Below are 23,089 nucleotides of genomic sequence, written 5' to 3'. Positions count from 1 at the left end.
AAAATAATTCATGGCTGCCAAAGATTTAGGGGAGTTTTCCCGTTTTTATCTTCTCCTAAAAGCATAGGAATAATGAAATATATAAATTTAATTAATTCGTATTTAAAATACAGGGCATATATGAAGATGATAAATGCAACCGCGGCCGTCCAAACCTGATACCTGCAAAGCGTGAGAAACAACATTTTTTCGGCAGGAAATAATTTAAATTGCTCATGAATACGTTTTCCTATGTTACAACATTATGAGGCAGGCGATTACGTTAATACCTGTGAAACATATAGCAGGAGCGCGTTGATAGGCAATGAAAAGCCCTGGCAGGCGCCGAAGCCCGCGAACTCATCCTGTAATCACTTCTTTCGTACATTAGCATCCATAAACCTGTTTACCATGAATATCCCGGGAAAAGAATACCCGTTTTTTCACGATATGATCATCCGCTGGTTTCAGGGAACACTGACCACCCGGGAACTGATTACCCACCTGGAAGAAGAACTGGAGCCGGAACCCTATGAAGCAGGATTCACCGACCCCGTGTCGCTTTTTGAAACAGCGCTGGAAAACCACCAGTCGGACTACTTCTTCGAGTGGCAGGACTATAAACAATACGCCCGGGACACTGCGCCTACCGTATCAGGACTGGTACATCAGCTGGAAGAGCTGCTGGCCGGCAGGCAGCCGCTCAACGAATTCATGGAATGGGCCACCTGGCATAATATGGACGGCGGAGAAACTACCGGTGGCGTTTTTGAAAACACCAACATCGAATATTTCTGCCTGATATTTTTACCACTGCATTATCAACAGCTGGACACTGCTTTCTATGAGAAAGCCGGCAGTATCATTGCCCGTAGTAATGATATTACCTATGGCGCATTTGTCATCGCCCTGCATCTGCTGCTGGAAAAAGAATACAAAAGCCTGTACTATTTTCTGACGGATTATATAGAAGGACATAAAACAGACGCGGAACTAAATCAATACCTTGAAAAGAAGTTCAACCACAAGTTGCCCGCTTTCCGATATAATATCCACACGTTTCCCTACCTCAACGAACTGCATGCTGCGCGGGAGAACAAAAACAGTACTGCTGCCTTCATGCAGCTGATGACGTTGTAGATACCAAAGCATATTCTCACTCTTTCCTACCTTTGCCAAAAATTCAACATGATGGTAGCATTTTTAGGTATGGGCCTGCTGGGATCCAACTTTGTCAGGGCAATGATTGGTAAAGGGCTGCAGGTACAGGTATGGAACCGCACCGCCTCCCGTGCGCAAGCAATGGAAGCATACGGCGCCAAAGCATTTGAAAATGCGGCAGATGCCGTAAAGGGAGCAGACAGGATTTATCTTACCCTGAAAGATGATGCGTCTGTAGATGAAGTATTAGCCGCCGCCAGTGCCGGACTAAAGCCCGGCGCCATTATTATAGATCATACCACCACCTCTGCCGAAGGCGCCGCACAACGCACCCGGGCATGGAAAGAACGTGGCTTTGTTTATCAGCATGCGCCTGTGTTCATGGGTCCTGCCAATGCACTGGAAGGTACCGGTAACATCCTCGTTTCAGGCGATCAGGAACTGATTAGCCGGTTGGAACCGGAGCTGGCACCATTCACCGGCAAAGTGCTCAACTTCGGCCCTGAGCCAGGAAAAGCCGCCGCCATTAAATTGATGGGCAACCTGTTCCTGGTGACCTTCACTGCAGGCCTCTCTGATATGCTGTCGCTCTGCAAAGCGCTCAACATAAAGCAGGATGAAGTATATGCGTTGTTCAACGCCTGGAACCCTGGCGCACAGGTAGTGCCGAGGCTCAAACGCCTGACCGCCGGCACATACAACGAGCCATCCTGGGAACTGAACATGTCCCGCAAAGACACCCAGCTGTTCATCAACGCTGCCGCTGAAAACGGAACACATCTCGCAGTGATCCCGGCCATCGCGGAAGAAATGGACCGCTGGATCGCCAAAGGCCACGGCAGCGAAGACTGGACCGTCATCGCGAAAGATAATATCCCGGCATAACACCGGCTGTCCCTCCGCCAGCCGGAGGGACTTTTTTTTAACAACGATCTCCTTTCAACCGATGTCCAAACATCACCACACCGCCCCCGTGCAGGAATGGAGAACAGCAGCTGCTTTCAGGGCCGGTGATCAACAACGGAAACATTATTTGCTGCAATGGCAACTGGAACCTGACGGTAAGCCATTCAAAACCTACGCCTGCTGGCTCCAACCGGTTATCTACCAGCAACAACCTGCCATGCTGAAAATAGCCCTCGAAGCGGAAGAACAACGCGGCGGACTATTGATGGCCTACTGGAACGGTACCGGCGCTGCCCGGGTGTTTCAGCAGGACGGCCCCGCTCTGTTGCTCGAACGCATCAACAGCACGCCGGTACTGGCAGCCATGGCACACAACGGCCACGATGCCACCGCCAGCCGTATTATCTGCGAAGTGGCCGATCTGCTCCATGCTCCGCGTAATACCCCGCCACCGGCTCAACTGGTACCGCTGGAGAAATGGTTTGAAGCACTGCCCCCGGCAGCAGATCAGTACGGCGGTATCCTGGGAGATGCTAATCTGATTGCACACGATCTGCTTCGTCATCAACAGGAAACAGGCATCCTGCATGGCGATCTTCATCATGGCAACGTGCTGGACGGCGGCCCCAGAGGATGGCTCGCCATCGACCCGAAAGGATTGCTGGGCGACCGGGGCTATGATTACGCCAACATCTTCTGTAATCCTGATCAGGAAATTTCCGGTGCACCAGGACGGCTCGCGGAACAGGTAGCGGTAGTCAGCACAGCGGCCCGTATAGAACCTTCCCGGCTGCTGCGGTGGATCATCGCCTACGGCGGTCTCTCCGCCGCCTGGAGCCTCAGCGCCGGTGAAGACGCTACCATCGCCCTCCGAACGGCCGAAACAGCCTATGCGCTCCTGTCATCCTAAATAAAATACTATGCCCGGCAAACAACAAAAGAAACAACAGGTACCGCTCCATAAAGCCGATTTCGGTAACGGGATCGAGATAAAATACACCCAGATACAACCCGGTACACTCGACACCCTGGAACCACACCGCGATGACTACTTCGTCTTTTTCCTTCAGGACAGCGGCAGCATGGAGCTCATGATCGACTTTGCGCTCCATCGCCCCACCGGCAAGGGCATCGGATTCGTCGCACCCGGACAGGTACATCACTATACCGATAACGGCACCGCGCAGGGCTGGTTTCTCGCCGTAGACATTCCGTTGGTGCAGGACACCTGGCGCAACATCCTGGAAAACGCCAAAGGCCAACAGCAATGCATCCCGATGGATGATATCAGCGCTTTCGCCCAATGCCTGCAACTGGTATTGCAGTACGACCAGCAATCCAACAGCGATCCACTGCAACGGAAAGTGCTGCACTCCCTGATCGACGCCTACATCGGCATGGTGGCCTCCGCCTTCCTGCAAGCCAACAACAACAGCCAGCAGCAGACAGACCGCGCTGCTATCATCACCCGGCAGTTCAAAGAACTGGTGAAGGAACATTTTCTGACACTAAAAGGCCCCGCTGCCTATGCCGACAGAATGAACCTCTCCCTTTCCTATCTCAACGAAGTGGTGAAAGGACATACCGGTTTCCCCGTCAGCCACTGGATACAGCAGGAGTCCTTACTGGAAGCCAAACGCCTGCTTTACTACACAGACCTTACCACCAAAGAGATTGCTTTCCGCACCGGCTTTGAAGATCACACCTATTTCACCCGTGTATTCCGTAAGCTCACAGGTGAGACGCCACTGACGTTTCGGGCCAGATACCGCGATTTGTCCAATCTTTCCCTTTGATTGTCTATTTCCCCGGCACCGATTCGTTCGTTGTTTTGCATGATAAATAAATGCACATGGAAACAACTACTTTACGTCAACGCCGCATGGGGTTCCTCGAGAAAACCATTAACCGGCAAGGATCTGTGCTGGACGTTCGTCATTGGGAACCAGCCGGCTTTTGCGAAATAGACCTTCACCTGCCAGGTGTGAACATGCACAACTGGCAATCACCACCACATATCAAATGCCGCGTGGCGCCTTATCACTATCGCGACTATACGCCGGCACGCTGGAATGTGACCCTCCGCACCTGCACGCTTTTCATCGACACGCATCACGCAGGCCCCGGGGCTGAATGGGCGCAAAGCCTCATCCCTGGCGACATTCTTCACTATATCGGTGTAGACGGCACGCGCCAGAAAATAGTACAGGGCTCTCATCTCGTGATGCTCGGCGATCAAAGTGCGATTGGACATTTCAACGGGCTGCAGCAGCTGGCCGCTTCCCACAATTGGATATCAGGCATGATAGTGATACCGGAAGAAGCACACCGCCACCAGTTTGCACAAATATTCCCTGAACTGCCGCTCGATACACTACCGAATGCAGATGCACTGCTCACACAACTGGAACAGCAGGTGTTGCATCCGTCATGGCAATACTACCTCGTGGGCAACTCCCATCTGGTGGTGGCAGCCAGAAAATTATTAAAGGCAAAAGGATGTTCCGGCGACCACATACAGGCGCAGGGATTCTGGAAATAAGGTTATTCTGTTCTCAGACTCCTGACAGGATTGGCCATGGCGGCCCTTATCGACTGAAAGCTGATCGTAAACAACGCTATGAGTAATGCTATGACCCCGGAGAAAAGGAAGACGGTCCAGCTGAGCGGAATACGGTAAGCAAATTCGTTCAGCCACCGGCTCATAGCCCACCACGATACCGGTAAGGCAATCAGGTTAGCGATCAGTATCAACCGGATAAAATCCCAGGTAAGCAAACGGACAATACCGCTCACGCCGGCCCCCAATACTTTCCGGACACCAATTTCGCGGGTACGCACCTGCGCCGTGTAAGCGGTTAATCCCAGCAAACCAAGGCAGGACACAAAGATGGCGATACCGGCAAACACGTTAAACAACGAACCCGTACGGCCGTCGGCCCGATAAATATCGTCAAATGTTTCATCCATGAAATGATATTCAAACGGTATCTCCGAACTGTATTGTTCCCAAATCTTCTTTAATGCAGCAATGGCCACCGGCGCATCATGCCCTCCGGTCTTCATCAGGAATAAATCACTGCGCTCCGGCTGATAGTACAGCACCACCGGGTCTATCTTCACCCTGAGCGACGCAAAATGAAAATCTTTGATAACGCCGACAATAGTACCTTCCCGTTTCCATAGCCTGAAACGCTGACCCACCGGGTTCTTCAGCCCCATTTCCCTGACAGCCGTTTCATTCAGGATATAGTGAACAGAATCTGCCGGTGTACCGGAGAAGTTGTCGCCCGCCAACAGCTGCATTTTGAAGAAAGGAATAAAATCTTTCTCCACGCTGAGCGGATATACCATAACTGTCTCACCCTTCTTTTTGCCTTCCCACTGATTATCGCCCGACTGTACGCCCAGCATGGCGATATTGCCGGAAGCCCTCACCATGCTCCTGATCTCCGGTTCGCGTAACATCCGTTCCCGGATAGCATCATAGTGGGCATTGCCCTGCGGCATCTGGCACATCAGCACATGCTCCTTATCATAACCCGGATTTTGTGTCCGCATAAAATGCAACTGCTGCCCAATGATCAGCGTGCCCGTAATAAGCCCGATAGAAATAGCGAACTGTCCTGTCACCAATATCCGGCGGAAAGTAACATTCCGCACACCCGTTACCAACACGCCTTTGAGTGCCTTCAACGGTTCAAAGGATGACAACATCAATGCGGGATAGATGCTGGACACCGCCAGGGTGGCCAGTCCGGTAATCCCTACCAGCATCCACAGACGGCCGCTCATATAATCGATGACCAGTTCCTTGCCGGACAGGCGGTTAAACAGCGGCAACAACGAGCCTGCCAGCACCAGGGCCAGCAGCAGCGACAACAGGAAAAGGAAGGCTGTTTCAAGCACAAACTGCATGAACAGCTGACGTTTGGCTGCTCCGATGATTTTACGCACGCTCACTTCCTTAGCCCTCAGCACCGCCCTCGCGGTGGAGAGATTGACGTAGTTGATCGCAGAAATAGCCAGTATCAGCACAGCAATGATGGTGAAGATCCGCACCGTCTGCATCCCATCGTCTTCGCCATCTGCATTGTACAAATGCATACTGACCAGCGGTTGCAGCAGGTATTCGATATCGGTATCTTCCGGCTTATGCTCCAGGTGTATATTGCGCAGCTGATTGGCCAGCGCAGCGGTTTTAGCGCCAGGCTGTAAAAAAAGATACGTCTGGAAATTATACTCATCCCACTCCTGGTCAGCATATTTTCCCTTACCAGCCAGGAACAGCTCGTTCAGTAACTGCATGGGAAAGAACAGCTCCCCCTGTATGGAAGAATTTTTCGGAAAGTCCCGAATAACGCCACTGACAGTGAAACTGCTTTTGTCATTGGCCACAATCACCTTTCCGAGTGGCGATGCATCACCGAAATATTTACGCGCGGCTTTTTCCGTCATCACTACAGCATGCGGATCCGTAAAGGGCTGAGCGGGATTACCCTGAACCAGGGGAAAATCAAACAGGGTGAAGAGCGTAGTATCTGCAAAGAAAGCCTTGTTAGCGGGAAACAGCTGGTTGTTATACCGGAAAGAAGAATACACGTAATTATCAGCGATGCGCACCACGCCTTTTACTTCCGGCAGCCGGGCCTGTGCATTCAACCCAATGGGCGCATTGGTGACGGTCCATATATGGCGACTAACACCAGTGCCCACTCTGTTCTCGAGGCGATACAACTGATCTTTCCGCTGATGAAAGCGGTCGAAGCTGCGTTCATCCTGTACCCACAACAAAATCAGCAAACCAATCGCCAGTCCTATAGTCAGGCCCGCAACGTTAATCAGGGAGTAAAATTTATTTTTGATCAGGTTGCGCCACGTAGTAAGGAAGTAACTTTTAAACATGATACCGGGTTTTAGACAGACGCCTTCCGGCTGCATATCCAACGCCAATCTTATGCATCCATATCAATCAATATACTATAAATATTTTTTTATTTAAACTGTTCGATTTTGAAACACGTTTGTTCATTTCTGTGATGGATATCAGAGATCTTTTTCGAGCATGATCATGTGTTTGCATTGTATGCCGTTTTCATAGATCGGCGTTGCGTAGTGTTGCAGGAAGAAGTCTTTACGGATGGCGGTGATGTCGAAACCGCTGCGCTGGTAGAGGTACAATTGCGCCACGCTGGAATTACCGGTACCGATCACCAGTGTCCTGAAACCCAATACCCTGGCTTTTATGGCGGCATCGGCGAGTAGCTGTTTGCCCAGGCCTCTCCCTTGCCAGGATTCGTGCACGGCGATATTTTTCACTTCCGCTTTGTTATCTTCCAAAGGCGTCAGCACGTACACGCCTACACGTAAATCGCCCATCAGCGCCACGTACACATGGGAGTGTTGGATGTAGGTATCAATCATCTCTCTGGAAGGATCGGCCAGCAGCAACAGATCATAGGGAAGAGCGTCCTGCGGCGCCAGCAGTTGAATCGTCATATTTTCGGCAGTGGGCATCATGCCGGGAAGATACATAAAAAGCCGGCATCAGCGTAAGCCGGCCTTCTTCAATGCTCCCGTTACCTGTACAATCAGTTCATGCACCGCATCTTCAAAGGTCCCCTCCTGTTCATTATTCACCCAGCAACAGAGCAATGCTTTTACATTCCCACCGTCGATACTGTCGAAGCGCACCGTGCGTGGTTGGTTGGTCAGCACCGACTTATTTTGCCGTACGATGTCCAACATTATTTTTTCCGCCTCCGGCAGACGCTCGCTGACGGGCAGGGTGAAAGTGAGGGTGATACGTCGCAGCGGCGTCAGGGAATGATTGATGATCGGCTTCTGAAAAATTTCCTTGTTGGGTATCATCACATGTAATCCATCTGCCGTAATCATGGTGGTGGAGCGCAATTGAATGTTATTGACAGTGCCGGTGAAGCCGTTGGTTTCAATGGTATGCCCTACAGCAAAGGGTTTACGGAAGGTGATAAAAATACCGGAGATAAAATTGGCCGTGAGGTCCTGAAAGGCAAAGCCCAACGCCAGGCCAATGATGCCGGCACCGGCCAGCAGGGAGGTCACGGCTTTATCCAGGCGTAATACGTTCAGGGAGATAAAAAGTCCCATCAATAACAACAGCAAATAAACCGTACTGGCCACCAGTCCGGAAATAGCGGCTGTTTCCGTCATCTTCCATACCAGTCGCCAGGCCAGGCGCCGCAGCAGCCGGGCAAATAGCCAGAACAGCACCAGCACTATTATGGCCACCACCAGATTGGGTAACATTTTCATGGCTGCGATGCTCCACCTGTACAGCTTGTCGAAAATCAGGTCCTGATAACCGGTCCACTCCCCGGCTAATATCTTTGAATAATACATGACAATCTTCCATGCAAATTTCGGACACAGGTATATAGCTGCCTAATACAAGGCTGTAGCCGGTTTTCACCGTGGAACAACCTACCCAAATCATGAAAAAACCGGGATAGGAATACCCCGGTTTATCATTAACCTACAACTGTTATAAAAGATAATCTTTTGTCAAAAAGGTTTACAGTAGCCACGGCAGCGGCGGTTTAGCGCCACAAATACATAATATGCTTTATGTTTTTACAGTTCATGCTGATATGCTACCGAAGGTTGCGTCTGTTACGGCAAAAGTAAGTCAACCGGCAGTCCCGGGCATTGCACATTTCCCTGCTTTTATTGTATAAAACAAAGAAAATGATCAGTGGTCGGCGGCATGGTTTTTAGATTACATAGGTGGAGAAAACAGCTCAAGTATGAACCATTTCTCGTTAGAAGGAGAACATGTAAAGATAGACTATAGTAATCCGGCACTCCCTCCTGCCGCCAGAAATTTTATGCCTGATGTATATCGCGATGGGCCTGAATATTTCTGCGTACTGGGTGCAGGATGCGATGCTGTCATCCTCGGAGTCGGCGATAGCGCCGATGAGGCTATCAATGCATGGGAACAGGCCTACCATGAAAAGGCAGGCCGATAGCGTACCGGTTTTATTTTTCATCCGCAAATCTCTTTTTATGCCAGCAACAGAAAAAACAACCGGCTCTGACCGTAGCAATGAGCACAAAAAGGTTACAGATGAAAACACGCTGCAGCCGCATGATCCGCATAGCAAAGAGCGGATAACGCAACAAAAAAGAGCAGAAGAGGATATACCGGAACAGACACCTATCGACGATGAAGAACTGGCGGGAGACGAACCGCTGAACGAAGACCTGTAACCGATGAAGATGAAATTTTACAAGGGACCGCCCCAAAGCGGTCCCTTCGTATATACGGCAGCGTTACCTCAGCTGATCTCGTACATAAAGAACGGATGTTGATAGCCGGCATCCAGCAGTATCGGTTTGGCTACATTGAAGATCTTCACCTTACCCAGATGGCCTTCCAGCCGGCCATGGTGCGCATGCCCGTGGAAGGCCGCATTTACCTGATGGCGGGTAAGCGGTTCGGCCAGCCGCGACGAGCCCAGAAAAGGATAGATCACCTCCGGCTCCCCGGCAATTGTTTCCGATACAGGCGAATAATGCAACACCGCCACTTTCTTCATACCCGGATGTTCTTTTTCTATTTTGGCCAGCGCCCGGTCCAGGTGCAGCGCTTCATCTACTGACTCCTGTACGAAAGCTTTCATGGCATTCTCTCCGAACATTGACAGCATATGGCCGTCAAAGCCGCCGCCAAAGCCCTTCACACCGGCAAAGCCGATATCATGTACCACAATGGCTTCCCCATCGAGGATATGCACATGGGCAATGCCCTGAATAATATTACGGATAATTTTCTGGCGCCCCTTTTCGCAGTCGTGATTGCCCAATACCCCGATGACCGGGATATTGCAGACTTTCAGTTCGTCGTACAACACGGCAGCTTCCGATTCATCGCCGGTATCGGTAAGATCGCCGCACAACAGCAGGATATCCGCATTGGCAGATATCTCCCGGAAACAATCGGTCCACTTCCCTTTGTCCTCCACCGTCACGTGCAGGTCTGCCACGGCAGCAATGCGGACAGGATGTTTGGTATCGGTCATGACTATACGGTTTTAATTGTATAAGCTTTATAATCCCATATTTTAACGTCGATTTCGTACTGGGTCTGGTCTATAAAAGGGCCGCGGCAGACTTTTTCTACGGCCCGCGGCAACTCGTACTGCTGGCGGGCCCGGTCCATCAGCTCATCAAACAGCCAGCGCGGAATGATGTCCGGATAATCTGCCGGATATACGAACTGAAATATCAACAGTTGCGCCAGCAGCAGATGCCAGTGCTGATCGAGCCGGAAAAGCAGCCGTTTCCAGTCGAACGGCTTATGCCGAAGCAGGATATGGTTGATATCCGCTCCGTCGAAGCGTTCGCGGTTTTGCACATATATCTTGCACCATACCAGCTCTTCCGGCGCCATCAGCTTCACCGGCACCCCTTCAAAGGTAGTCGTCACGGTATGCTGGTACCAGCTATCATCTACCCGGCAGATGTTATTTACCGTATCAAAAATGATATCCAGAAAAAAGTCTCCCTTATACACTTTCGCGAGCCAGCGTACGTCGGTAAGTTCTACCCGATAGCCGGGCTGTGCGGAAAAATATTGCAGAATTTTAGGGTACTCTGTCCATTTGCAGAAAATGTCCAGGTCTTTGGTATCACGGTAGATACCGGTATAATAGAACATGGCAAAAGCGCCGCCGAGCATGTAATCGGCACTGCTGTTATTCAGGTGATGAAGTGCTTCCTGATAAAAAGCATGGGCTTCCCTGTTGGATTCGTCGGGACACGTTTTCATATCACTGTTTTATACAGTGACAGAATAAAAAACTATGCCTGTCCCTGATAAGGCAAAGGCAGTACAAATTCTTTCCGGATGGGCAGTAAAATACCCATCCGGGTTAAGACTGAATGAGGAAGAAAAGCAACAAAAAGGCAGACAGCCGTCCCTGAGGTTAGCTGGCGATGGCTTGTCTGTTGTATTTATTACGGTACTCCTGCGGAGAGAGGCCCGTGATTTTCTTGAAGGTAGTACGGAATGCTTTGGTGTCGGTGTATCCTACTTTATACATGACTTCACTCACGTTTTCAGAACCTCTTTCCAGGCTGTTTTTGGCGGCTTCTATTTTTACGCGCTGCATGTATTCCACGGCGGTATTGGAGGTCGCCTTTTTAAAACGTCTTTCCAGGTTTCGGCGACTGAGGGAGAACATGGTCGCCAGCTGGTCCACGGTGATTCTTTCGGAGAAATTATTTTCGATGTATTCCTGGGCTTTACGGATAGGTTCATCATCATGACCTTTCTGGCCTTCAAAGATGATGAAGGGTGATTGGTTGCTGCGTTCAAATTCAATTTCGAACATCTTGGAACAGAGGATAGCCAGTTCTTTACCGGCATATTTCTCTACCAGGTAGATGATCAGGTTGTAGAAAGAGGCTGCCCCGCCGCTGGAATAGATACCGCCTTCGTCTGTGATGATTTTCTCAGAGACGAGCTGCACGTCCGGGAACATCTTCCGGAAATGATTGGCGGCAAACCAGTGGGTGGAGCATTTTTTTCCGTCCAGCAGTCCGGTGGATGCCAGCAGAAATGCGCCCACACATAGGCTGGCCACTTCGGCGCCCTTATGGTGCTGTTTTACAATCCAGGGGAAAAACTCCTGATTCTGGCTGATCACCTGGTGCATGTCGCCATTCACAGCAGGGATAACAATCAGGTCTGTCTGACTGACTTCATCCAGTGTGAGATCAGGTGTTACAGCAAAAAGACGGTGGTAGGTTTCTGGATCCCGTGCAAGCCCCACCAGCTGCACTTTAAATAAAGGGGATCTGCCCGATGCGGCCAGAAAGTCATTGACCTTGTTAAACACTGTAAATGAGCCTTCGATGCAAGATAGGGCTACATCACCTTTGGGGACGAGGATGGATATGTGTTTCATGTACCAAATATAAAAAAAACCAATGTCGTAAACAACCTCCTTTTTTGTCGGAATGGAGGCCCTTTGATATAAAAATACGACAGTAAGTTTGTATTCAGCAAATATCACATTTATGAGAGAAATATTACGCCGGAGGGATAACGTATGCATACAGGACGAATCGCTTTCATCATGAACTACCGGATCACAAAAATAGTAGGGAAAGTATTGACTGCTTATAGACGCGGGCAGGACGACCCGTTGTTTGACTGGCTGGTGGAAGACATACAGCTCCTGTTGCGGGAGATGATTTTTGCTGCCCATCTGATACTCAAATGAGCAGCAAAAAAAGAATTATAATTCGCGGACCCAGATATTGCGGAAGCTCAGCGGCTCGCTCTTATCACCGTGGGCCTGCAGCTTAATAGGGCTGGGACCATGTGCCTGACGGTAGGCTGCGGCGCCGATATATTGCGTAGGCCCCTTTAATTCCACATTGTTTTGTACCAACACCCCGTTAAACAGGACGGTCACCCTGGCCGGACTTACCAGTTTACCATCGCTGCCAAATACAGGCGCTGTCCAGATCACATCATAGGCCTGCCATTCACCCGGCTTGTTAGTAGGGTTGGCCAGCGGCACAAATTGTTTGTAGATGCTTCCTGCCATACCGTTTGTATAGGTCTTATTGTTGTAGGAGTCCAGTACCTGCAGCTCATAACCTGCATCGCCTTTGCCGATGGAAGCCAGGAACACGCCACTGTTGCCCCTGCCCTGACCAGTACCGGTAATGTTGGCCGGCACCCGCCATTCGATATGCAACTGATAGTTGGAGAATGATTTTTTGGTTTCAATATTACCTACCTGCTTGTTAACAGTCAGGATGCCTTTGGATACATTCCATTTAGCAGGCGTATTTCTGTCGTCTGCCATTACCCATTGGTCAAGGTTAGATCCATCAAACAGGACGATCGCATCAGAAGGAGCGTCGCCGCATTTTTTGCCTGGTTTCACTTCCGGTGGCACCGGCGTGTATACCTCTGTGTCTTCCGGTTTAGCTTTCTGGTCCTGCGCCTGGGCTACAAAACATCCGCCGGCTAAGAGGGCGGTCAGTATGATTTTTCCTTTCATAAATATTTTTATTGAGTTAGGTAGATGATCACTTTTTGCCGGCAGTCAGCATTTGATGAACGAGCTGCTGCCATTCTGATTCCAGTCCTACGGCGGGACTTTTCTCTCCTGCCCTGCGGTACCAGTAGTCTGCATTCCACTGATCGCCTTCTACACGATGCAGGTATGCATGAATATGTGCAGCATCGCGGTCCGGCAGGTCCTGGACCAGTTCATGTGCATGGTCCCAGTCACCTTTGCCTGCATACCACAATGCCTGCAAATATACTGTCAGCCCATCAGGGGGCCGGGCAGCATTCATGGCAGTCATAAATGTTTGTAAATCCATGGTGAGTTTGTTTTACGTGGAATTTGTTTTCACGCACAAGATAGCTATTAAAATGCATTGTCGCAATGCACCCTGCGAAAAGTCATAGTTACACCCCTTCAGGGTGGTGAATGCAGCGTAAGTTTGTGTCAAAATTCACATGTTATGCGACAAGCACTCATCAATGAAGTAACCGCCACCGGCAACGAACTGCTGGAAACAGTGTCATCCTTTTCCGAAGCGCAAATGAATGTTAGTCCGTTTGAAGGCAGTTGGACGCCCGGACAGGTAGCTGAACATATCTATAAGGCCTCCGATTGCGGTATTGTATATGGCAACACAGCCCTCACCGATCGCCAGCCGGATGAACAGCTGCCTGCCATCCGCGATCTGTTTCTCAACTTCAACGCCAAATACCCGTCGCCGGAGATGGTGCTGCCCACACAGGAACACCATGAGAAAGAAGCATTGTTACAAGGCCTGCGGCAGCGATGGGACAACCTCCTCAGCGCGGCCCAAACCGTTCAACTGGAAGATACCTGCCTCGATTTTGTCGTATACGGCTTCGGCCCCTTCACCCGCTACGAATGGATCCAGTTTATCAACACCCACACACAACGGCATATCCATCAACTGAAAAATATCAAAGCAAAATTGTAACTACTTAAACGCCGCCAGTTCCTGATCCGGCTCCGGGCTGTTTCGCAGGTGGGATTTCCGTATAGCCGCATCCGGTATCCAGCGAAACAGCCAGGAAAAACCATATGGGCGGTGATCATACAGTGGTGTGTCATAGACCTTGTCCTGCATGGCCTGCTGTAGCGATACACACTGATAGCCACGCTGCTGCAAGGCTTTCACCAGCGTAGTGTAATAGTCCGCGTTCAACTGATTCACATGACAGAGATATACCTGTGGAATATCGCGCCCGCATACTTCGCGGGCCAGTTTCTCAAAATAATCAAACGAAAACAACGTATACCGGATATACGCTTCTCCAATCCCTTTCGCTTTGTTGGGGTCCTTTTTCTTTAATGCTTCCTGATAGGATTGTTCAAACAGATAATCACTGCTCTCCACGGTGAACGGAACAGCGGTATACCCTTTCTGTTGCAGGTATCCTATTCGCTCCGCCTGCGCCACACTATCCTTCCCCATAGCGTTGTACGGAAAACGGAAATACGGCACCGGCTTGTCTTTCGCCACCGCTTTGATGATATAATCATTGATCATCACCTCCATCTTAAAACTGTCGATAGGCAGCTCTGCACAGTTGGGATGATTCAGCGTATGGCTGCCCAATGTTACCAGCGGATGGTCCGCCCATTTTTTTAACAGCTGTTGATGATCGGGCGCAATGCAGTGCGCGCCGTTGATGAAGATGCTCACGGGCGTGCGTAACGCCGTGATTTGCTGCAGCAGTTTTTCGTTGGTGGCTTTACGTTGGGCCGCGGTGTAGTACGCCGGCAAAGCCATGACAGGTGCGTCGTCGAGGGTAATGGCCACCTGCCGTTGGGCAAAGGAGAATAATGGCAATAGTAATATAGCAGATAATAAACGTTTCATAGAAAGGAAGATAAAAAAATATTTTAGTCAAATTTCAATAAATATTTATCGAAATTCAATAAATATTTTTATATTCGTATCACGAACCTCTAAAATCCGTCACTATGAAAGTTAACACCAATCAGGTACTGAAAGTACTGTATATCCTTTCATGGATAATATTCGTGGGCATATGCGTTGAGGCCGGCGGTTACCTTACCAATGCGGTCTTCGCCATTGTCAATCCAACGATCGTCAAATATCTGTGGCATGAAGTGGACCTGTCAGCACTTTTAAAGCATAGCCCGGAACATTTTTTTACGTTGGTATTAACGATGAGTATTGTTGCCATATTAAAAGCCTATTTATTTTATCTCATCATTGCCATATTGTCTACCAAAAAACTGAACCTCTCGCAACCGTTTAGCAAGGAAGTGGGACGTTTTATTGCCAGGCTGTCCTATGTACCGTTTATGATAGGGCTGTTCTCCTGGTGCGGCGCGAAGTTCACGGCATGGCTGGTGCAGCAGGGCGTCCCCATGCCTGACGTGCAGTATTTACGTTTAGGCGGCGCCGATGTATGGCTGTTTATGAGCGTCACTCTTTTTGTGATTGCGCAGATTTTTAGGAGAGGAATTGAACTGCAAACCGAACACGAATTAACCGTATAGCCATGGCAATTATCGTAAATCTGGATGTAATGATGGCCAAACGCAAAATGTCTTTAAACGAACTATCAGAAAAAGTTGGTCTCACGCTGGCTAACCTCTCCATCCTGAAAACAGGCAAGGCGAAGGCGGTACGTTTTAGCACGCTGGATGCTATCTGCAAGGCGCTGGACTGCCAGCCGGCAGACATTCTGGAGTATCGTGATGAGGAAGAAGCATAACAGCCTGCCTTAAAAAAAACAGGCTGTTATTTTCAGGGCCGCTCTTTCATTTTAGCAAGAATATTCCGGTCTACATAAAAGGTCCCGAACGGGATCATGCAGGCCACCAATACCTTCCACGTGGTGGTACGAAAAGCCCACTTATAGGCAATGCCCACGGTGATGGTATTCACAACGAAAAACACAAAGAGCAATCCGTGTACCGGCCCGATCGCCTTTACCAGCGATGGATCATTGCCGAAATATTTCAACGGCACGGCTATACCGACAAGCAACAACAGGGAGATACCTTCCAGCAAGCCTATCAGCCGTAGCCTGCCCAATGGTGTGGTGAAAAATTTGTTCATAACTAAAACATACGGATATATGGCCGGTGGGCCAGTGGTGAAAAAGGCCAGGGTATGGCCATCATAATCAGTAACAATGCCGGCACAAACCAGATGGTCATGGTGCGAAACCGCCGCAGGTCTGTCTCCTGCCGTTTGGCCGCCGCACTACCGATGGTAAGCAGTATCACCGCCACTGTCATCAGCAGCACATGTATCCATCCGAAAAAACGGAATTCAAAAGGCAGCGTTGCTTTCACATGCGAGCGGAAATAAGCGATCAGCGGACTCTGGAAATACAGCACATAACCTATCAGCAGCTGCACATGCGCCATGGTGGCCGTCAGATGCCGCACCAGGTTATCGTGACGGGTAAAAGGCCGGCGGCCCGCCCATCCGGCTATTCCTCTGCCGATGGCATACAACAGGGAGATCAGCAACGCCCAGCGGGTTGCACTGTGCAAAAACAAAAACGAAGCATACATACTGCAAAATTGAAGCAGAATACAGTGCTTCGCTAGGACAGAAAAGTCTTGTTTCAGGATTTTTCAATCCTGTTCCGGAAAGTGGTCGGCGTAACCCCTTCATATTTTTTAAAGAGCCGGGTAAAATAAGAAGCATCTTCAATGCCTACGGTGAGCGCTATCTCGCCAACAGGCATCTCCTGTTGGGATAACAATATTTTGGCTTCCCGCACCGTGGCTTCATCGATCCAGCGGGTAGGCGATTTGCCGGTCACCTGTTTGACAATTTTATTGAGATGATTGGGAGAAATATGTAACTGTGCCGCCAGATCGGCCACCTGCCGCCATCGTGGCACACCGGTAAAGAGAAGGTCCTGGAAACGGTTGGCCAACTGAAGCGCCGCCGATCGCTCCGGCCTTTGCAAAGGTTGATACACCGTATTGATTTCGCTCAGCAGGGCTATCAGATAAGATGGAATGATATCCGGCCGTTGAATGCCTTGTTGCCGGTACTCATGATACAACCGCAACAGCAATTGCAGGATAAAACCGGCCGTTTGCCCGTCGGGCCGCACGACAGGATTTCCCCAGGCCCGCAGGCATGCAAAATCTGTCCCCAACCTACTGCTCCCAAATTTGCCCATCAACATATCATCATGAAAAACGCACAGATAACCCGTGTTGTCATCACCTTCGCTGAAAGAAAATATTTGTTCCGCCGCCACAAACACCAGCTCATTCGCATAGATCTCACAGGGTTCACTGCCTACCCTGATCACGGCCTTTCCTGTTGTCAGAAACAGGCAGGAATGCATGGTGGACCTGGTAGCGGGCACCCCTCCTTTCAGATGCCGGTACATGTCTTCCACCTTCAGGATAAAAAATTTTTCCCTGCCTCCTTTAAAAATTTCCTGCCTGTCCATTCCCGGCATATACGCCGCTGTAAAGGCTGCAGGGTCAGACAGGCTATTGATTTTTTCAGGCATGGTCCAACGGGTATTAATTTATTTACATACTTTAGTACCCAGGTAGACGTTTATATACCAGACATATTTTATGAAGAAGTATTTTATTTACCTGATGCCTGTATGCATGACCATGGCCTGTGCTGACCGAAATAACCAACAAGGGAAAACCGACACCACCACAGCTACTGTCAATACCGCACCGCCTGCCACGACAACAGAGGAGGCAAAAGCCAACGCCGACGGCATTCCCGGCGCTACGCCCCCCTGGGCAGATTCATTGATCATGGCTTATGCAAAAGAGACCAGCAATGAATTGATCAAATATGCGGTGAAAGACAGTTCATTCACCTGGATACTGGACAACACAGAGAAAACAGATTCGGCGGAGTACATGATTATCCATCTCGGCCACCATGTGGAAGAGGAAGACCATTCCAACCCCCGGTTTGTCACCGATGGATGGTTATATATCAATACCGCAACAAGAAAGCTTTACGAATATGATGTGCCGGCAGACACGCTGATCCCCTGGCACAGAAAATAATTTAACGCAGTGATGGTGGGGGAAGCAGCTCCTGCGGTTCTTCCTTCACCACTGCTATCAACGCAAGCAGTAGCCCCTTCACTTTTTCCAGCGTAGCCGCATCGGTAATAACCCCATCCTGATTCAGCTTCGTTTTCACCGCGGAAATCACCAGCTGCGCATCGGTGGCAATTTTTGATTCAATGATCAATAAGGTACCCAGCAGGGATGCATGGGCTTTCACGCCGGAGGTGCCCGCAGTGATCAGCGCTACCGGCTTTTTAGAGAACTCCATGGAAGAAACGATCCAGTCGATCGCATTTTTCAGCGTACCGGGCACGCCAATGGCATATTCGGGGCTGCAGATCAACACCGCATCAGCGGCGCGCAGGCGCTCCCGGAAAGCAGTTACTTCCGCCGGTGGCTGATCATTATCAAGATCGGGATTAAAATGCGGAATGGTGGTTAACCCATCAAACAGCTGCACATCGGCCACATCGGCCGCTAAGGCGGCCATAGCCTGTATCAGCTGATGGTTGGATGATTGCTGCCGGGTGCTGCCGGAAATAGCGAGTAACTGGATTTTCTGTGACATGCTGACGGTCCTTTTTTACCGCCTAAAAATACGAAACCCCGGCTGCAATCAACCGGGGTTTCAATTTTTTATTCCTTCTGCTTCAGATGCTGCATCGCCGCGATGATATCCAGCATGAGCGGTTCACTGGCGAATACGTCATGCATCCAGCCGTCGATAGACTCGAAGAGGTAATACTGCCCTATACGGTACAAACGGGAATAACCGTCTACATCGGCCAGCTGCCGCATCAGCGCTATTTTCCGGCCGTTTGTGGCCTGTGGCAACGCCAACGGATATAGGCGACGAACATCGTCTTCTGTCCAGCCTTCTCCCAGCATAGACAACAATGAGGGTGCGTCCAGCAGCCCGGCCTCGCGGAGGCAATCTCCTTCAAAGTTCATGAGCGCTTATTTTATCTTCACTACAAAAAGTTGGGGAGGAACATCTCCCGGGCGAAGCCCCGATAAATCAATCACATAGTCCTTTCCCTCCTGCTGCCCTTTGATTGATTTGTTGCAACCCAGAATACTACAGGAAACATTCTTAGGAGCGGTATAGTCACGGATGCGCAGTTGTTGTTCAAAACGTGGCACTATGCAATATAAGGCATCTTTCGCGGTAGTAAAAAACATTTCTATGTGCGCATGTGCGGCAGAAGGTTGCACCATCGCGGAGATATTATAACCAGACATATAGCTGGCGTCCTTCACTTCCGGCCGTTTGCCGCTGCTCCACTGACGGGTATCTTTCCAGGGTTTGGTTTCATAAATAGCTTCACCGTTTATCTGCAGCCAGGCGCCCATATCCAGCAGGCGCTGTTGCATGATCACCGGAATACGGCCATCAGCGGTAGGCCCAATATCGAGCAACAGATTCCCGCCACGGGACACGATATCCGTCAGCAATAACAACAGATCGTTGCTTTTTTTATAATCGTCTGCCGTCTCCATCCGGTTGTACCCGTACGACTGCCCGATGCCCTGGCTCTCTTCCCATACCACGCCCGGCTGCATCCCGCTGCCATACTCCGAGGTGAGATAAGTGGCGCCGTTGTTTTTGCCACGGGTATTACTGCCCCAGCGGTCATCTACGGCTACTTCATCTTTCACGGGTGATTCATTGTACAGCCACGCCAGCAGTTCCGTACTGTGCCATGCGGTATCTGACATCTCCCATTCCCCATCAGAAAAAATAACAGATGGTTTGTAACGGGTCACCAGATCTTTGAACTGTGGCATCATCACTTCTTTTACATAACGCTGCCTGTCTGATTTATATAACGGATTAAACCATTCATACAGGGAATAATAATATCCCATCCGCAAACCCGCCTTGCGCACCGCCGCTGTCAGGTCACCCAGCAAATCACGTTTAGGCGTACCTGTTACCGCATTCCAGGGACGCCCCCAGGAAGCATCGGCCTGTTTATTATCCCACAAACAATATCCTTCGTGATGTTTGGAGGTGAGCACTACATAGCGGGCGCCGGAGCGTTTGAAGACATCGGCCCACTGCGCCGGATCAAAGAGTGACGCATTAAATTGTTTTTCCAGTTGCTGATAGGGTACATCATGGCCATACTGCCGGTCGTGAAATGCCTGCACTTTAGCATGGCTACCTTCTTTGGTGCCATCGAGGTTGTACCAGTACCATTCAGAATACCCGCCGGGGCCCACCACTGCAAAGGACGGCACTGCATATACGCCCCAGTGGATAAAGATGCCGAACTTGGCTTCATTAAACCACGCAGGAATACCCCGTTTGTTAAGCGAGTTCCAGTCGGCCGTATATTTTTGCGCAAAAAGTGTGGAAAAACTGCACAGCAACAATGCCATGCCTGATAACATTTTCTTCATTAATAATGGAATTTTAGCAGTAACGTGAAATCTCTCCCTTACCGTCACTAAATATATAAACCACAGCGGCCAATTCCAAATCTGTAACATTTGCGCATTCCGGGTCGTTATAGCTGCATGAAGAAAATAATATCCCTGTTGTCCCTTTCACTACTGACGATAGCTGCCCCTGCCCAGAAAAAATTCACCGTCAGCATAGGACCATCAGCATCCATTTCCACCCTGCGCGCATTAGATGCTAAAGGTATCGGCGGATTTGTGACAGGAGCATATCATTTTCATCCTACATTCGCTGTGACAGCAACGGTAGGCTATGAACACTTCTCCACAGATTTTTACGATCCCTGGGCTCATGTGAATATCACCACTTTTAATCTCGTGCCGGTGATGGCAGGCATGCGTTATTATCCCTGGCCGTTCCTTTATGGCGGAGTGAGTACAGGCATCGCGATCAAAGGCAGCGAACATATGCGCAGCCGCCTGGCGATTGCTCCCGCAGCCGGTTATCTGCTTCCTGTAGGCAAAGGCAAAATAGATATGGGGCTACAGCTCACCGGCATCCCACAGGGCATGGGCATACCTGAACAAAATGTACTGGAAAAAGGCGGCTACAGCTACCTTTCCCTGCGTGTAGGATATAACTGGTAACCGCAACGCCTAATTGCCGTATCGTATTTCACTGGCGGTGGTGTTCTCGATATAAATAATGGCGTCATAGATATCCGACAGTACACCGCCTTCAAACTGCGTGTTACAATTGTCTGGCGTCAATGCACCGATGCTGCGTAAACGGGCGCTGTTCAACAACCACGAGGCGCGTTCATCTTGTAGGCTCTCCTTGCGGATATCAAGGATAAAATTACCAATACCGGTGGCCTGCGCATAACGCTCGAACGACCGTGATATGGGCGCACACAGGGTATTATCCCGTTGCAGTCCCTTCCCTTTCTTCACGGCCGTGTACTGTCCATTGGCGGTACCGAAACCAACAACCACCATCTTCTTTTTAAATGTTTTGTCCAGGTGGCCTCCCATAGAAGCAGCTCTTCTGCCCACGTGGCCATCATGCGCCCATAACACCAGCTTCTGATCAGGATATTGCGCTGCGATCCATGCTACATTTTCTGCCATGGATTCATCGCGGATAAGGCGACCGTAACGGAACTCCCCATACATTTTCAAATACTGTTGCAATACCACCAAATAACGGGTCTGCCAGGCCCATACGCTATCTCCCGCCAATTGCGCATATTGTTTCCGGTTGTTTTTAAGCAGATCACCGATCTCGTTCAGCCAGCCGGCCAGCCGTTCTTTGTCCTCACCGGGGATCGGATGATCGAAGGTAACACGCTTGTACCTATTGCAATACAGTACCACGGAATCCATTACCGGCTTCAGTTCAGGCGCATACTGCGTAGCAAACTGCGAAAGGTTATCACAGGCGCCCCGCGTGAACTGCATATCAAAACCCACAAACTGCACCATCTTATCCGGATGCGCGATATTATAGGTCCGCATCCATTTGGCCATCTCCAATACCTCTTTGGTGTTCCATGTCCAAAAATACATGGCGTCGAGGCCTTTCTCCGCACTGCCTTTGCCATGCAACACATAGTCATTCATGATATTGGTCTCCGGCAGATTGGCTTCTATCGCAAAGATGCGGAAACCCATTTCCGTCACCAGAAATTCCAGCAAACGATGTTTCATCCGAAACACTTCACTGGAGCCGTGGGTGCATTCGCCCAACGCTACTATCCGTGCATTACCCACCAATAGTTTCAGGCCTTGCAGGTCCTTGCTGCCATGACCGGCATCCACGGCCTTCAACGGCATAGCATGGGCTTTCAGCCAGCGCTGTCTATCAGTTTTGGCAGCAACATCTTCTTCCGGTATCAGCTGTATATCCTTTCCATCTACGGAAAGCGAAAGACTGTCCATCCACATTTTTCCTTTTCCGGTGAGCAGCCCTCCTAACATAACATTCGTGGCCGACTTTTCCAGTTTCAGTTCTATCTCGTAAGGTGTCCAGGGTGTAGTACCTTTAATACCACGATTGCTCATATTATCAAAAGCGCTCGTCCCATCCACCCGCATCCATAACCCGGCATAGCCGCCCTCTACGGCTTCTGTCCGTATATGCCCGCGCAGCTTCAGGGTTTTTCCATCAAAACCTGCCGGTATCGCATACATGACTATGCTGGGGGTTGTCTCCCCGATACTATCTTTCGTTAACAGAATGGCATATTTCCCGGCATACACCGTGGTACTATCCAGCAATGTGTGGTTGACATTTGGTCTGACGGCGAAGGTCGACCATCCCACCGGCAGCGCCGACAGCGAATCCGTTTGTTCCATATCCAGATTATAGCGCTGTTGGGCGAACAATACAACAGGGATAAATTGCAGCAGTAATAACAGGACTTTTTTCATATAGGAATAGCATATCTTGGTTGTACTAAGTTAAACGGTCATTTATCAAAAAAATTTTCACAAGCTGATTCGTTTCTGCATAGCCGGTGATC

29 protein-coding genes are annotated in these 23,089 nt (G+C 49.9%); 13 read left to right on the top strand and 16 right to left on the bottom strand.

Annotated elements, in window-relative coordinates:
• Positions 1–231 precede the first annotated feature (231 nt).
• The 5 genes from ICL55_RS21025 (at position 232) to ICL55_RS21005 (ending at position 4,588) form a co-directional block, all read left to right on the top strand.
• On the top strand, positions 232–1,119 hold the full coding sequence (locus ICL55_RS21025; protein WP_188101003.1) for a hypothetical protein: 888 nt from the start codon (positions 232–234) through the stop codon (positions 1,117–1,119).
• 51 nt (positions 1,120–1,170) lie between these two features.
• Positions 1,171–2,025, top strand: a complete 855-nt coding sequence (locus tag ICL55_RS21020) for an NAD(P)-dependent oxidoreductase (protein ID WP_188101963.1) — start codon at positions 1,171–1,173, stop codon at positions 2,023–2,025.
• 61 nt (positions 2,026–2,086) lie between these two features.
• Positions 2,087–2,956, top strand: coding sequence for an aminoglycoside phosphotransferase family protein (locus ICL55_RS21015; RefSeq protein ID WP_188101001.1), 870 nt, complete (start codon positions 2,087–2,089; stop codon positions 2,954–2,956).
• A 10-nt stretch (positions 2,957–2,966) separates the two neighbouring features.
• A complete protein-coding gene (locus ICL55_RS21010; protein ID WP_188100999.1) occupies positions 2,967–3,842 on the top strand; it encodes an AraC family transcriptional regulator in 876 nt (291 codons plus the stop codon).
• Between the two features lie 56 nt (positions 3,843–3,898).
• Positions 3,899–4,588 carry an SIP domain-containing protein gene (locus ICL55_RS21005; protein WP_188100997.1) on the top strand — a complete coding sequence of 230 codons (690 nt, stop codon included), beginning with the start codon at positions 3,899–3,901 and terminating at the stop codon, positions 4,586–4,588.
• A gap of 2 nt (positions 4,589–4,590) precedes the next feature.
• Here the strand turns inward: ICL55_RS21005 and ICL55_RS21000 are convergent, their stop codons facing one another.
• From ICL55_RS21000 to ICL55_RS20990, 3 genes are all read right to left on the bottom strand, one after another.
• Entirely contained in the window at positions 4,591–6,951 is a 2,361-nt protein-coding gene (locus tag ICL55_RS21000; RefSeq protein ID WP_188100995.1) for an ABC transporter permease, read from the bottom strand.
• Between the two features lie 141 nt (positions 6,952–7,092).
• Entirely contained in the window at positions 7,093–7,545 is a 453-nt protein-coding gene (locus ICL55_RS20995; protein WP_188100993.1) for a GNAT family N-acetyltransferase, read from the bottom strand.
• A gap of 48 nt (positions 7,546–7,593) precedes the next feature.
• On the bottom strand, positions 7,594–8,427 hold the full coding sequence (locus ICL55_RS20990) for a mechanosensitive ion channel family protein (protein WP_188100991.1): 834 nt from the start codon (positions 8,425–8,427) through the stop codon (positions 7,594–7,596).
• 404 nt (positions 8,428–8,831) lie between these two features.
• Between ICL55_RS20990 and ICL55_RS20985 the strand changes: the two genes are divergently transcribed.
• Together ICL55_RS20985 and ICL55_RS20980 are read left to right on the top strand one after the other, a co-directional pair.
• Positions 8,832–9,056, top strand: a complete 225-nt coding sequence (locus ICL55_RS20985; RefSeq protein ID WP_188100990.1) for a hypothetical protein — start codon at positions 8,832–8,834, stop codon at positions 9,054–9,056.
• Between the two features lie 37 nt (positions 9,057–9,093).
• On the top strand, positions 9,094–9,297 hold the full coding sequence (locus ICL55_RS20980; RefSeq protein ID WP_188100989.1) for a hypothetical protein: 204 nt from the start codon (positions 9,094–9,096) through the stop codon (positions 9,295–9,297).
• Between the two features lie 68 nt (positions 9,298–9,365).
• On the opposite strand, the gene ICL55_RS20975 is transcribed toward ICL55_RS20980, so the two are convergent.
• The 3 genes from ICL55_RS20975 to ICL55_RS20965 all read right to left on the bottom strand — a co-directional run bounded on the left by ICL55_RS20975 (position 9,366) and on the right by ICL55_RS20965 (position 11,999).
• Positions 9,366–10,109: a metallophosphoesterase family protein gene (locus ICL55_RS20975; RefSeq protein WP_188100988.1), complete on the bottom strand. Its 744-nt coding sequence runs from the start codon at positions 10,107–10,109 to the stop codon at positions 9,366–9,368.
• Between the two features lie 2 nt (positions 10,110–10,111).
• Positions 10,112–10,858, bottom strand: a complete 747-nt coding sequence (locus ICL55_RS20970; protein ID WP_188100987.1) for a nucleotidyltransferase — start codon at positions 10,856–10,858, stop codon at positions 10,112–10,114.
• A gap of 157 nt (positions 10,859–11,015) precedes the next feature.
• On the bottom strand, positions 11,016–11,999 hold the full coding sequence (locus ICL55_RS20965; protein WP_188100986.1) for a GlxA family transcriptional regulator: 984 nt from the start codon (positions 11,997–11,999) through the stop codon (positions 11,016–11,018).
• A 144-nt stretch (positions 12,000–12,143) separates the two neighbouring features.
• On the opposite strand from ICL55_RS20965, the gene ICL55_RS20960 reads away from it, so the two are divergent.
• Positions 12,144–12,317, top strand: coding sequence for a hypothetical protein (locus ICL55_RS20960; protein WP_188100985.1), 174 nt, complete (start codon positions 12,144–12,146; stop codon positions 12,315–12,317).
• A 15-nt stretch (positions 12,318–12,332) separates the two neighbouring features.
• Here the strand turns inward: ICL55_RS20960 and ICL55_RS20955 are convergent, their stop codons facing one another.
• Positions 12,333–13,109: a 3-keto-disaccharide hydrolase gene (locus ICL55_RS20955; RefSeq protein ID WP_188100984.1), complete on the bottom strand. Its 777-nt coding sequence runs from the start codon at positions 13,107–13,109 to the stop codon at positions 12,333–12,335.
• Positions 13,110–13,137: 28 nt separating this feature from the next.
• Positions 13,138–13,437: a hypothetical protein gene (locus ICL55_RS20950; protein ID WP_188100983.1), complete on the bottom strand. Its 300-nt coding sequence runs from the start codon at positions 13,435–13,437 to the stop codon at positions 13,138–13,140.
• Positions 13,438–13,581: 144 nt separating this feature from the next.
• On the opposite strand from ICL55_RS20950, the gene ICL55_RS20945 reads away from it, so the two are divergent.
• Positions 13,582–14,076 carry a DinB family protein gene (locus ICL55_RS20945; RefSeq protein WP_188100982.1) on the top strand — a complete coding sequence of 165 codons (495 nt, stop codon included), beginning with the start codon at positions 13,582–13,584 and terminating at the stop codon, positions 14,074–14,076.
• Here ICL55_RS20945 and ICL55_RS20940 read toward each other — a convergent pair whose 3' ends face one another.
• On the bottom strand, positions 14,077–14,982 hold the full coding sequence (locus ICL55_RS20940; RefSeq protein WP_188100979.1) for a polysaccharide deacetylase family protein: 906 nt from the start codon (positions 14,980–14,982) through the stop codon (positions 14,077–14,079).
• A 104-nt stretch (positions 14,983–15,086) separates the two neighbouring features.
• Here ICL55_RS20940 and ICL55_RS20935 point away from each other — a divergent pair, with 104 nt between their 5' ends.
• Both ICL55_RS20935 and ICL55_RS20930 read left to right on the top strand, forming a co-directional pair.
• On the top strand, positions 15,087–15,632 hold the full coding sequence (locus tag ICL55_RS20935) for a DUF2975 domain-containing protein (RefSeq protein ID WP_188100977.1): 546 nt from the start codon (positions 15,087–15,089) through the stop codon (positions 15,630–15,632).
• 2 nt (positions 15,633–15,634) lie between these two features.
• Entirely contained in the window at positions 15,635–15,850 is a 216-nt protein-coding gene (locus tag ICL55_RS20930) for a helix-turn-helix domain-containing protein (protein WP_188100975.1), read from the top strand.
• A 32-nt stretch (positions 15,851–15,882) separates the two neighbouring features.
• Here the strand turns inward: ICL55_RS20930 and ICL55_RS20925 are convergent, their stop codons facing one another.
• From ICL55_RS20925 to ICL55_RS20915, 3 genes are read right to left on the bottom strand one after another with little or no spacing between them, the layout of a single operon-like run.
• On the bottom strand, positions 15,883–16,197 hold the full coding sequence (locus ICL55_RS20925) for a DUF3817 domain-containing protein (protein ID WP_188100973.1): 315 nt from the start codon (positions 16,195–16,197) through the stop codon (positions 15,883–15,885).
• 2 nt (positions 16,198–16,199) lie between these two features.
• Entirely contained in the window at positions 16,200–16,661 is a 462-nt protein-coding gene (locus ICL55_RS20920; protein WP_188100971.1) for a hypothetical protein, read from the bottom strand.
• Between the two features lie 53 nt (positions 16,662–16,714).
• Positions 16,715–17,626 (bottom strand): helix-turn-helix domain-containing protein, encoded by a 912-nt coding sequence (locus tag ICL55_RS20915; protein WP_188100969.1) that lies wholly within the window; start codon positions 17,624–17,626, stop codon positions 16,715–16,717.
• Positions 17,627–17,696: 70 nt separating this feature from the next.
• Between ICL55_RS20915 and ICL55_RS20910 the strand changes: the two genes are divergently transcribed.
• Positions 17,697–18,152: a hypothetical protein gene (locus ICL55_RS20910; RefSeq protein ID WP_188100967.1), complete on the top strand. Its 456-nt coding sequence runs from the start codon at positions 17,697–17,699 to the stop codon at positions 18,150–18,152.
• A 1-nt stretch (position 18,153) separates the two neighbouring features.
• Here the strand turns inward: ICL55_RS20910 and ICL55_RS20905 are convergent, their stop codons facing one another.
• The 3 genes from ICL55_RS20905 to ICL55_RS20895 form a co-directional block, all read right to left on the bottom strand.
• The gene (locus ICL55_RS20905; RefSeq protein WP_188100965.1) at positions 18,154–18,726 is read right to left on the bottom strand and encodes an NADPH-dependent FMN reductase; all 573 of its coding nucleotides are present in this window, start codon (positions 18,724–18,726) and stop codon (positions 18,154–18,156) included.
• 68 nt (positions 18,727–18,794) lie between these two features.
• On the bottom strand, positions 18,795–19,109 hold the full coding sequence (locus ICL55_RS20900) for a hypothetical protein (protein WP_188100963.1): 315 nt from the start codon (positions 19,107–19,109) through the stop codon (positions 18,795–18,797).
• A gap of 6 nt (positions 19,110–19,115) precedes the next feature.
• Positions 19,116–20,564, bottom strand: coding sequence for an alpha-L-fucosidase (locus ICL55_RS20895; protein WP_188100961.1), 1,449 nt, complete (start codon positions 20,562–20,564; stop codon positions 19,116–19,118).
• Positions 20,565–20,681: 117 nt separating this feature from the next.
• Here ICL55_RS20895 and ICL55_RS20890 point away from each other — a divergent pair, with 117 nt between their 5' ends.
• Positions 20,682–21,212 (top strand): outer membrane beta-barrel protein, encoded by a 531-nt coding sequence (locus ICL55_RS20890; RefSeq protein WP_188100959.1) that lies wholly within the window; start codon positions 20,682–20,684, stop codon positions 21,210–21,212.
• Positions 21,213–21,221: 9 nt separating this feature from the next.
• Here ICL55_RS20890 and ICL55_RS20885 read toward each other — a convergent pair whose 3' ends face one another.
• Positions 21,222–22,997 (bottom strand): erythromycin esterase family protein, encoded by a 1,776-nt coding sequence (locus ICL55_RS20885; protein ID WP_188100956.1) that lies wholly within the window; start codon positions 22,995–22,997, stop codon positions 21,222–21,224.
• Between the last annotated feature and the right edge of the window lie 92 nt (positions 22,998–23,089).

This window comes from Chitinophaga varians (genome assembly GCF_014529945.1).
In the GTDB taxonomy this organism is placed as follows: Bacteria; Bacteroidota; Bacteroidia; order Chitinophagales; family Chitinophagaceae; genus Chitinophaga; species Chitinophaga varians.
The sequence above is the reverse complement of the archived record's forward strand: the minus strand, read 5'-3'. Positions and strand labels throughout refer to the sequence as shown.

What these genes read in the sequence shown, in the direction of transcription:
- ICL55_RS20945 (WP_188100982.1), top strand. Translation starts at nt 13,582, where the DNA reads ATGCGACAAGCACTCATCAATGAAGTAACCGCCACCGGCAACGAACTG.
- ICL55_RS20975 (WP_188100988.1), bottom strand. Translation starts at nt 10,109, where the DNA reads ATGACCGATACCAAACATCCTGTCCGCATTGCTGCCGTGGCAGACCTG.
- ICL55_RS20995 (WP_188100993.1), bottom strand. Translation starts at nt 7,545, where the DNA reads ATGACGATTCAACTGCTGGCGCCGCAGGACGCTCTTCCCTATGATCTG.
- ICL55_RS20955 (WP_188100984.1), bottom strand. Translation starts at nt 13,109, where the DNA reads ATGAAAGGAAAAATCATACTGACCGCCCTCTTAGCCGGCGGATGTTTT.
- ICL55_RS20990 (WP_188100991.1), bottom strand. Translation starts at nt 8,427, where the DNA reads ATGTATTATTCAAAGATATTAGCCGGGGAGTGGACCGGTTATCAGGAC.
- ICL55_RS21020 (WP_188101963.1), top strand. Translation starts at nt 1,171, where the DNA reads ATGGTAGCATTTTTAGGTATGGGCCTGCTGGGATCCAACTTTGTCAGG.
- ICL55_RS20895 (WP_188100961.1), bottom strand. Translation starts at nt 20,564, where the DNA reads ATGAAGAAAATGTTATCAGGCATGGCATTGTTGCTGTGCAGTTTTTCC.
- ICL55_RS20985 (WP_188100990.1), top strand. Translation starts at nt 8,832, where the DNA reads ATGAACCATTTCTCGTTAGAAGGAGAACATGTAAAGATAGACTATAGT.
- ICL55_RS20885 (WP_188100956.1), bottom strand. Translation starts at nt 22,997, where the DNA reads ATGAAAAAAGTCCTGTTATTACTGCTGCAATTTATCCCTGTTGTATTG.
- ICL55_RS20915 (WP_188100969.1), bottom strand. Translation starts at nt 17,626, where the DNA reads ATGCCTGAAAAAATCAATAGCCTGTCTGACCCTGCAGCCTTTACAGCG.
- ICL55_RS20965 (WP_188100986.1), bottom strand. Translation starts at nt 11,999, where the DNA reads ATGAAACACATATCCATCCTCGTCCCCAAAGGTGATGTAGCCCTATCT.
- ICL55_RS20940 (WP_188100979.1), bottom strand. Translation starts at nt 14,982, where the DNA reads ATGAAACGTTTATTATCTGCTATATTACTATTGCCATTATTCTCCTTT.
- ICL55_RS20935 (WP_188100977.1), top strand. Translation starts at nt 15,087, where the DNA reads ATGAAAGTTAACACCAATCAGGTACTGAAAGTACTGTATATCCTTTCA.
- ICL55_RS20920 (WP_188100971.1), bottom strand. Translation starts at nt 16,661, where the DNA reads ATGTATGCTTCGTTTTTGTTTTTGCACAGTGCAACCCGCTGGGCGTTG.
- ICL55_RS20900 (WP_188100963.1), bottom strand. Translation starts at nt 19,109, where the DNA reads ATGAACTTTGAAGGAGATTGCCTCCGCGAGGCCGGGCTGCTGGACGCA.
- ICL55_RS20905 (WP_188100965.1), bottom strand. Translation starts at nt 18,726, where the DNA reads ATGTCACAGAAAATCCAGTTACTCGCTATTTCCGGCAGCACCCGGCAG.
- ICL55_RS20970 (WP_188100987.1), bottom strand. Translation starts at nt 10,858, where the DNA reads ATGAAAACGTGTCCCGACGAATCCAACAGGGAAGCCCATGCTTTTTAT.
- ICL55_RS21000 (WP_188100995.1), bottom strand. Translation starts at nt 6,951, where the DNA reads ATGTTTAAAAGTTACTTCCTTACTACGTGGCGCAACCTGATCAAAAAT.
- ICL55_RS20925 (WP_188100973.1), bottom strand. Translation starts at nt 16,197, where the DNA reads ATGAACAAATTTTTCACCACACCATTGGGCAGGCTACGGCTGATAGGC.
- ICL55_RS20930 (WP_188100975.1), top strand. Translation starts at nt 15,635, where the DNA reads ATGGCAATTATCGTAAATCTGGATGTAATGATGGCCAAACGCAAAATG.
- ICL55_RS20910 (WP_188100967.1), top strand. Translation starts at nt 17,697, where the DNA reads ATGAAGAAGTATTTTATTTACCTGATGCCTGTATGCATGACCATGGCC.
- ICL55_RS21005 (WP_188100997.1), top strand. Translation starts at nt 3,899, where the DNA reads ATGGAAACAACTACTTTACGTCAACGCCGCATGGGGTTCCTCGAGAAA.
- ICL55_RS20950 (WP_188100983.1), bottom strand. Translation starts at nt 13,437, where the DNA reads ATGGATTTACAAACATTTATGACTGCCATGAATGCTGCCCGGCCCCCT.
- ICL55_RS20980 (WP_188100989.1), top strand. Translation starts at nt 9,094, where the DNA reads ATGCCAGCAACAGAAAAAACAACCGGCTCTGACCGTAGCAATGAGCAC.
- ICL55_RS21025 (WP_188101003.1), top strand. Translation starts at nt 232, where the DNA reads ATGTTACAACATTATGAGGCAGGCGATTACGTTAATACCTGTGAAACA.
- ICL55_RS20960 (WP_188100985.1), top strand. Translation starts at nt 12,144, where the DNA reads ATGCATACAGGACGAATCGCTTTCATCATGAACTACCGGATCACAAAA.
- ICL55_RS20890 (WP_188100959.1), top strand. Translation starts at nt 20,682, where the DNA reads ATGAAGAAAATAATATCCCTGTTGTCCCTTTCACTACTGACGATAGCT.
- ICL55_RS21015 (WP_188101001.1), top strand. Translation starts at nt 2,087, where the DNA reads ATGTCCAAACATCACCACACCGCCCCCGTGCAGGAATGGAGAACAGCA.
- ICL55_RS21010 (WP_188100999.1), top strand. Translation starts at nt 2,967, where the DNA reads ATGCCCGGCAAACAACAAAAGAAACAACAGGTACCGCTCCATAAAGCC.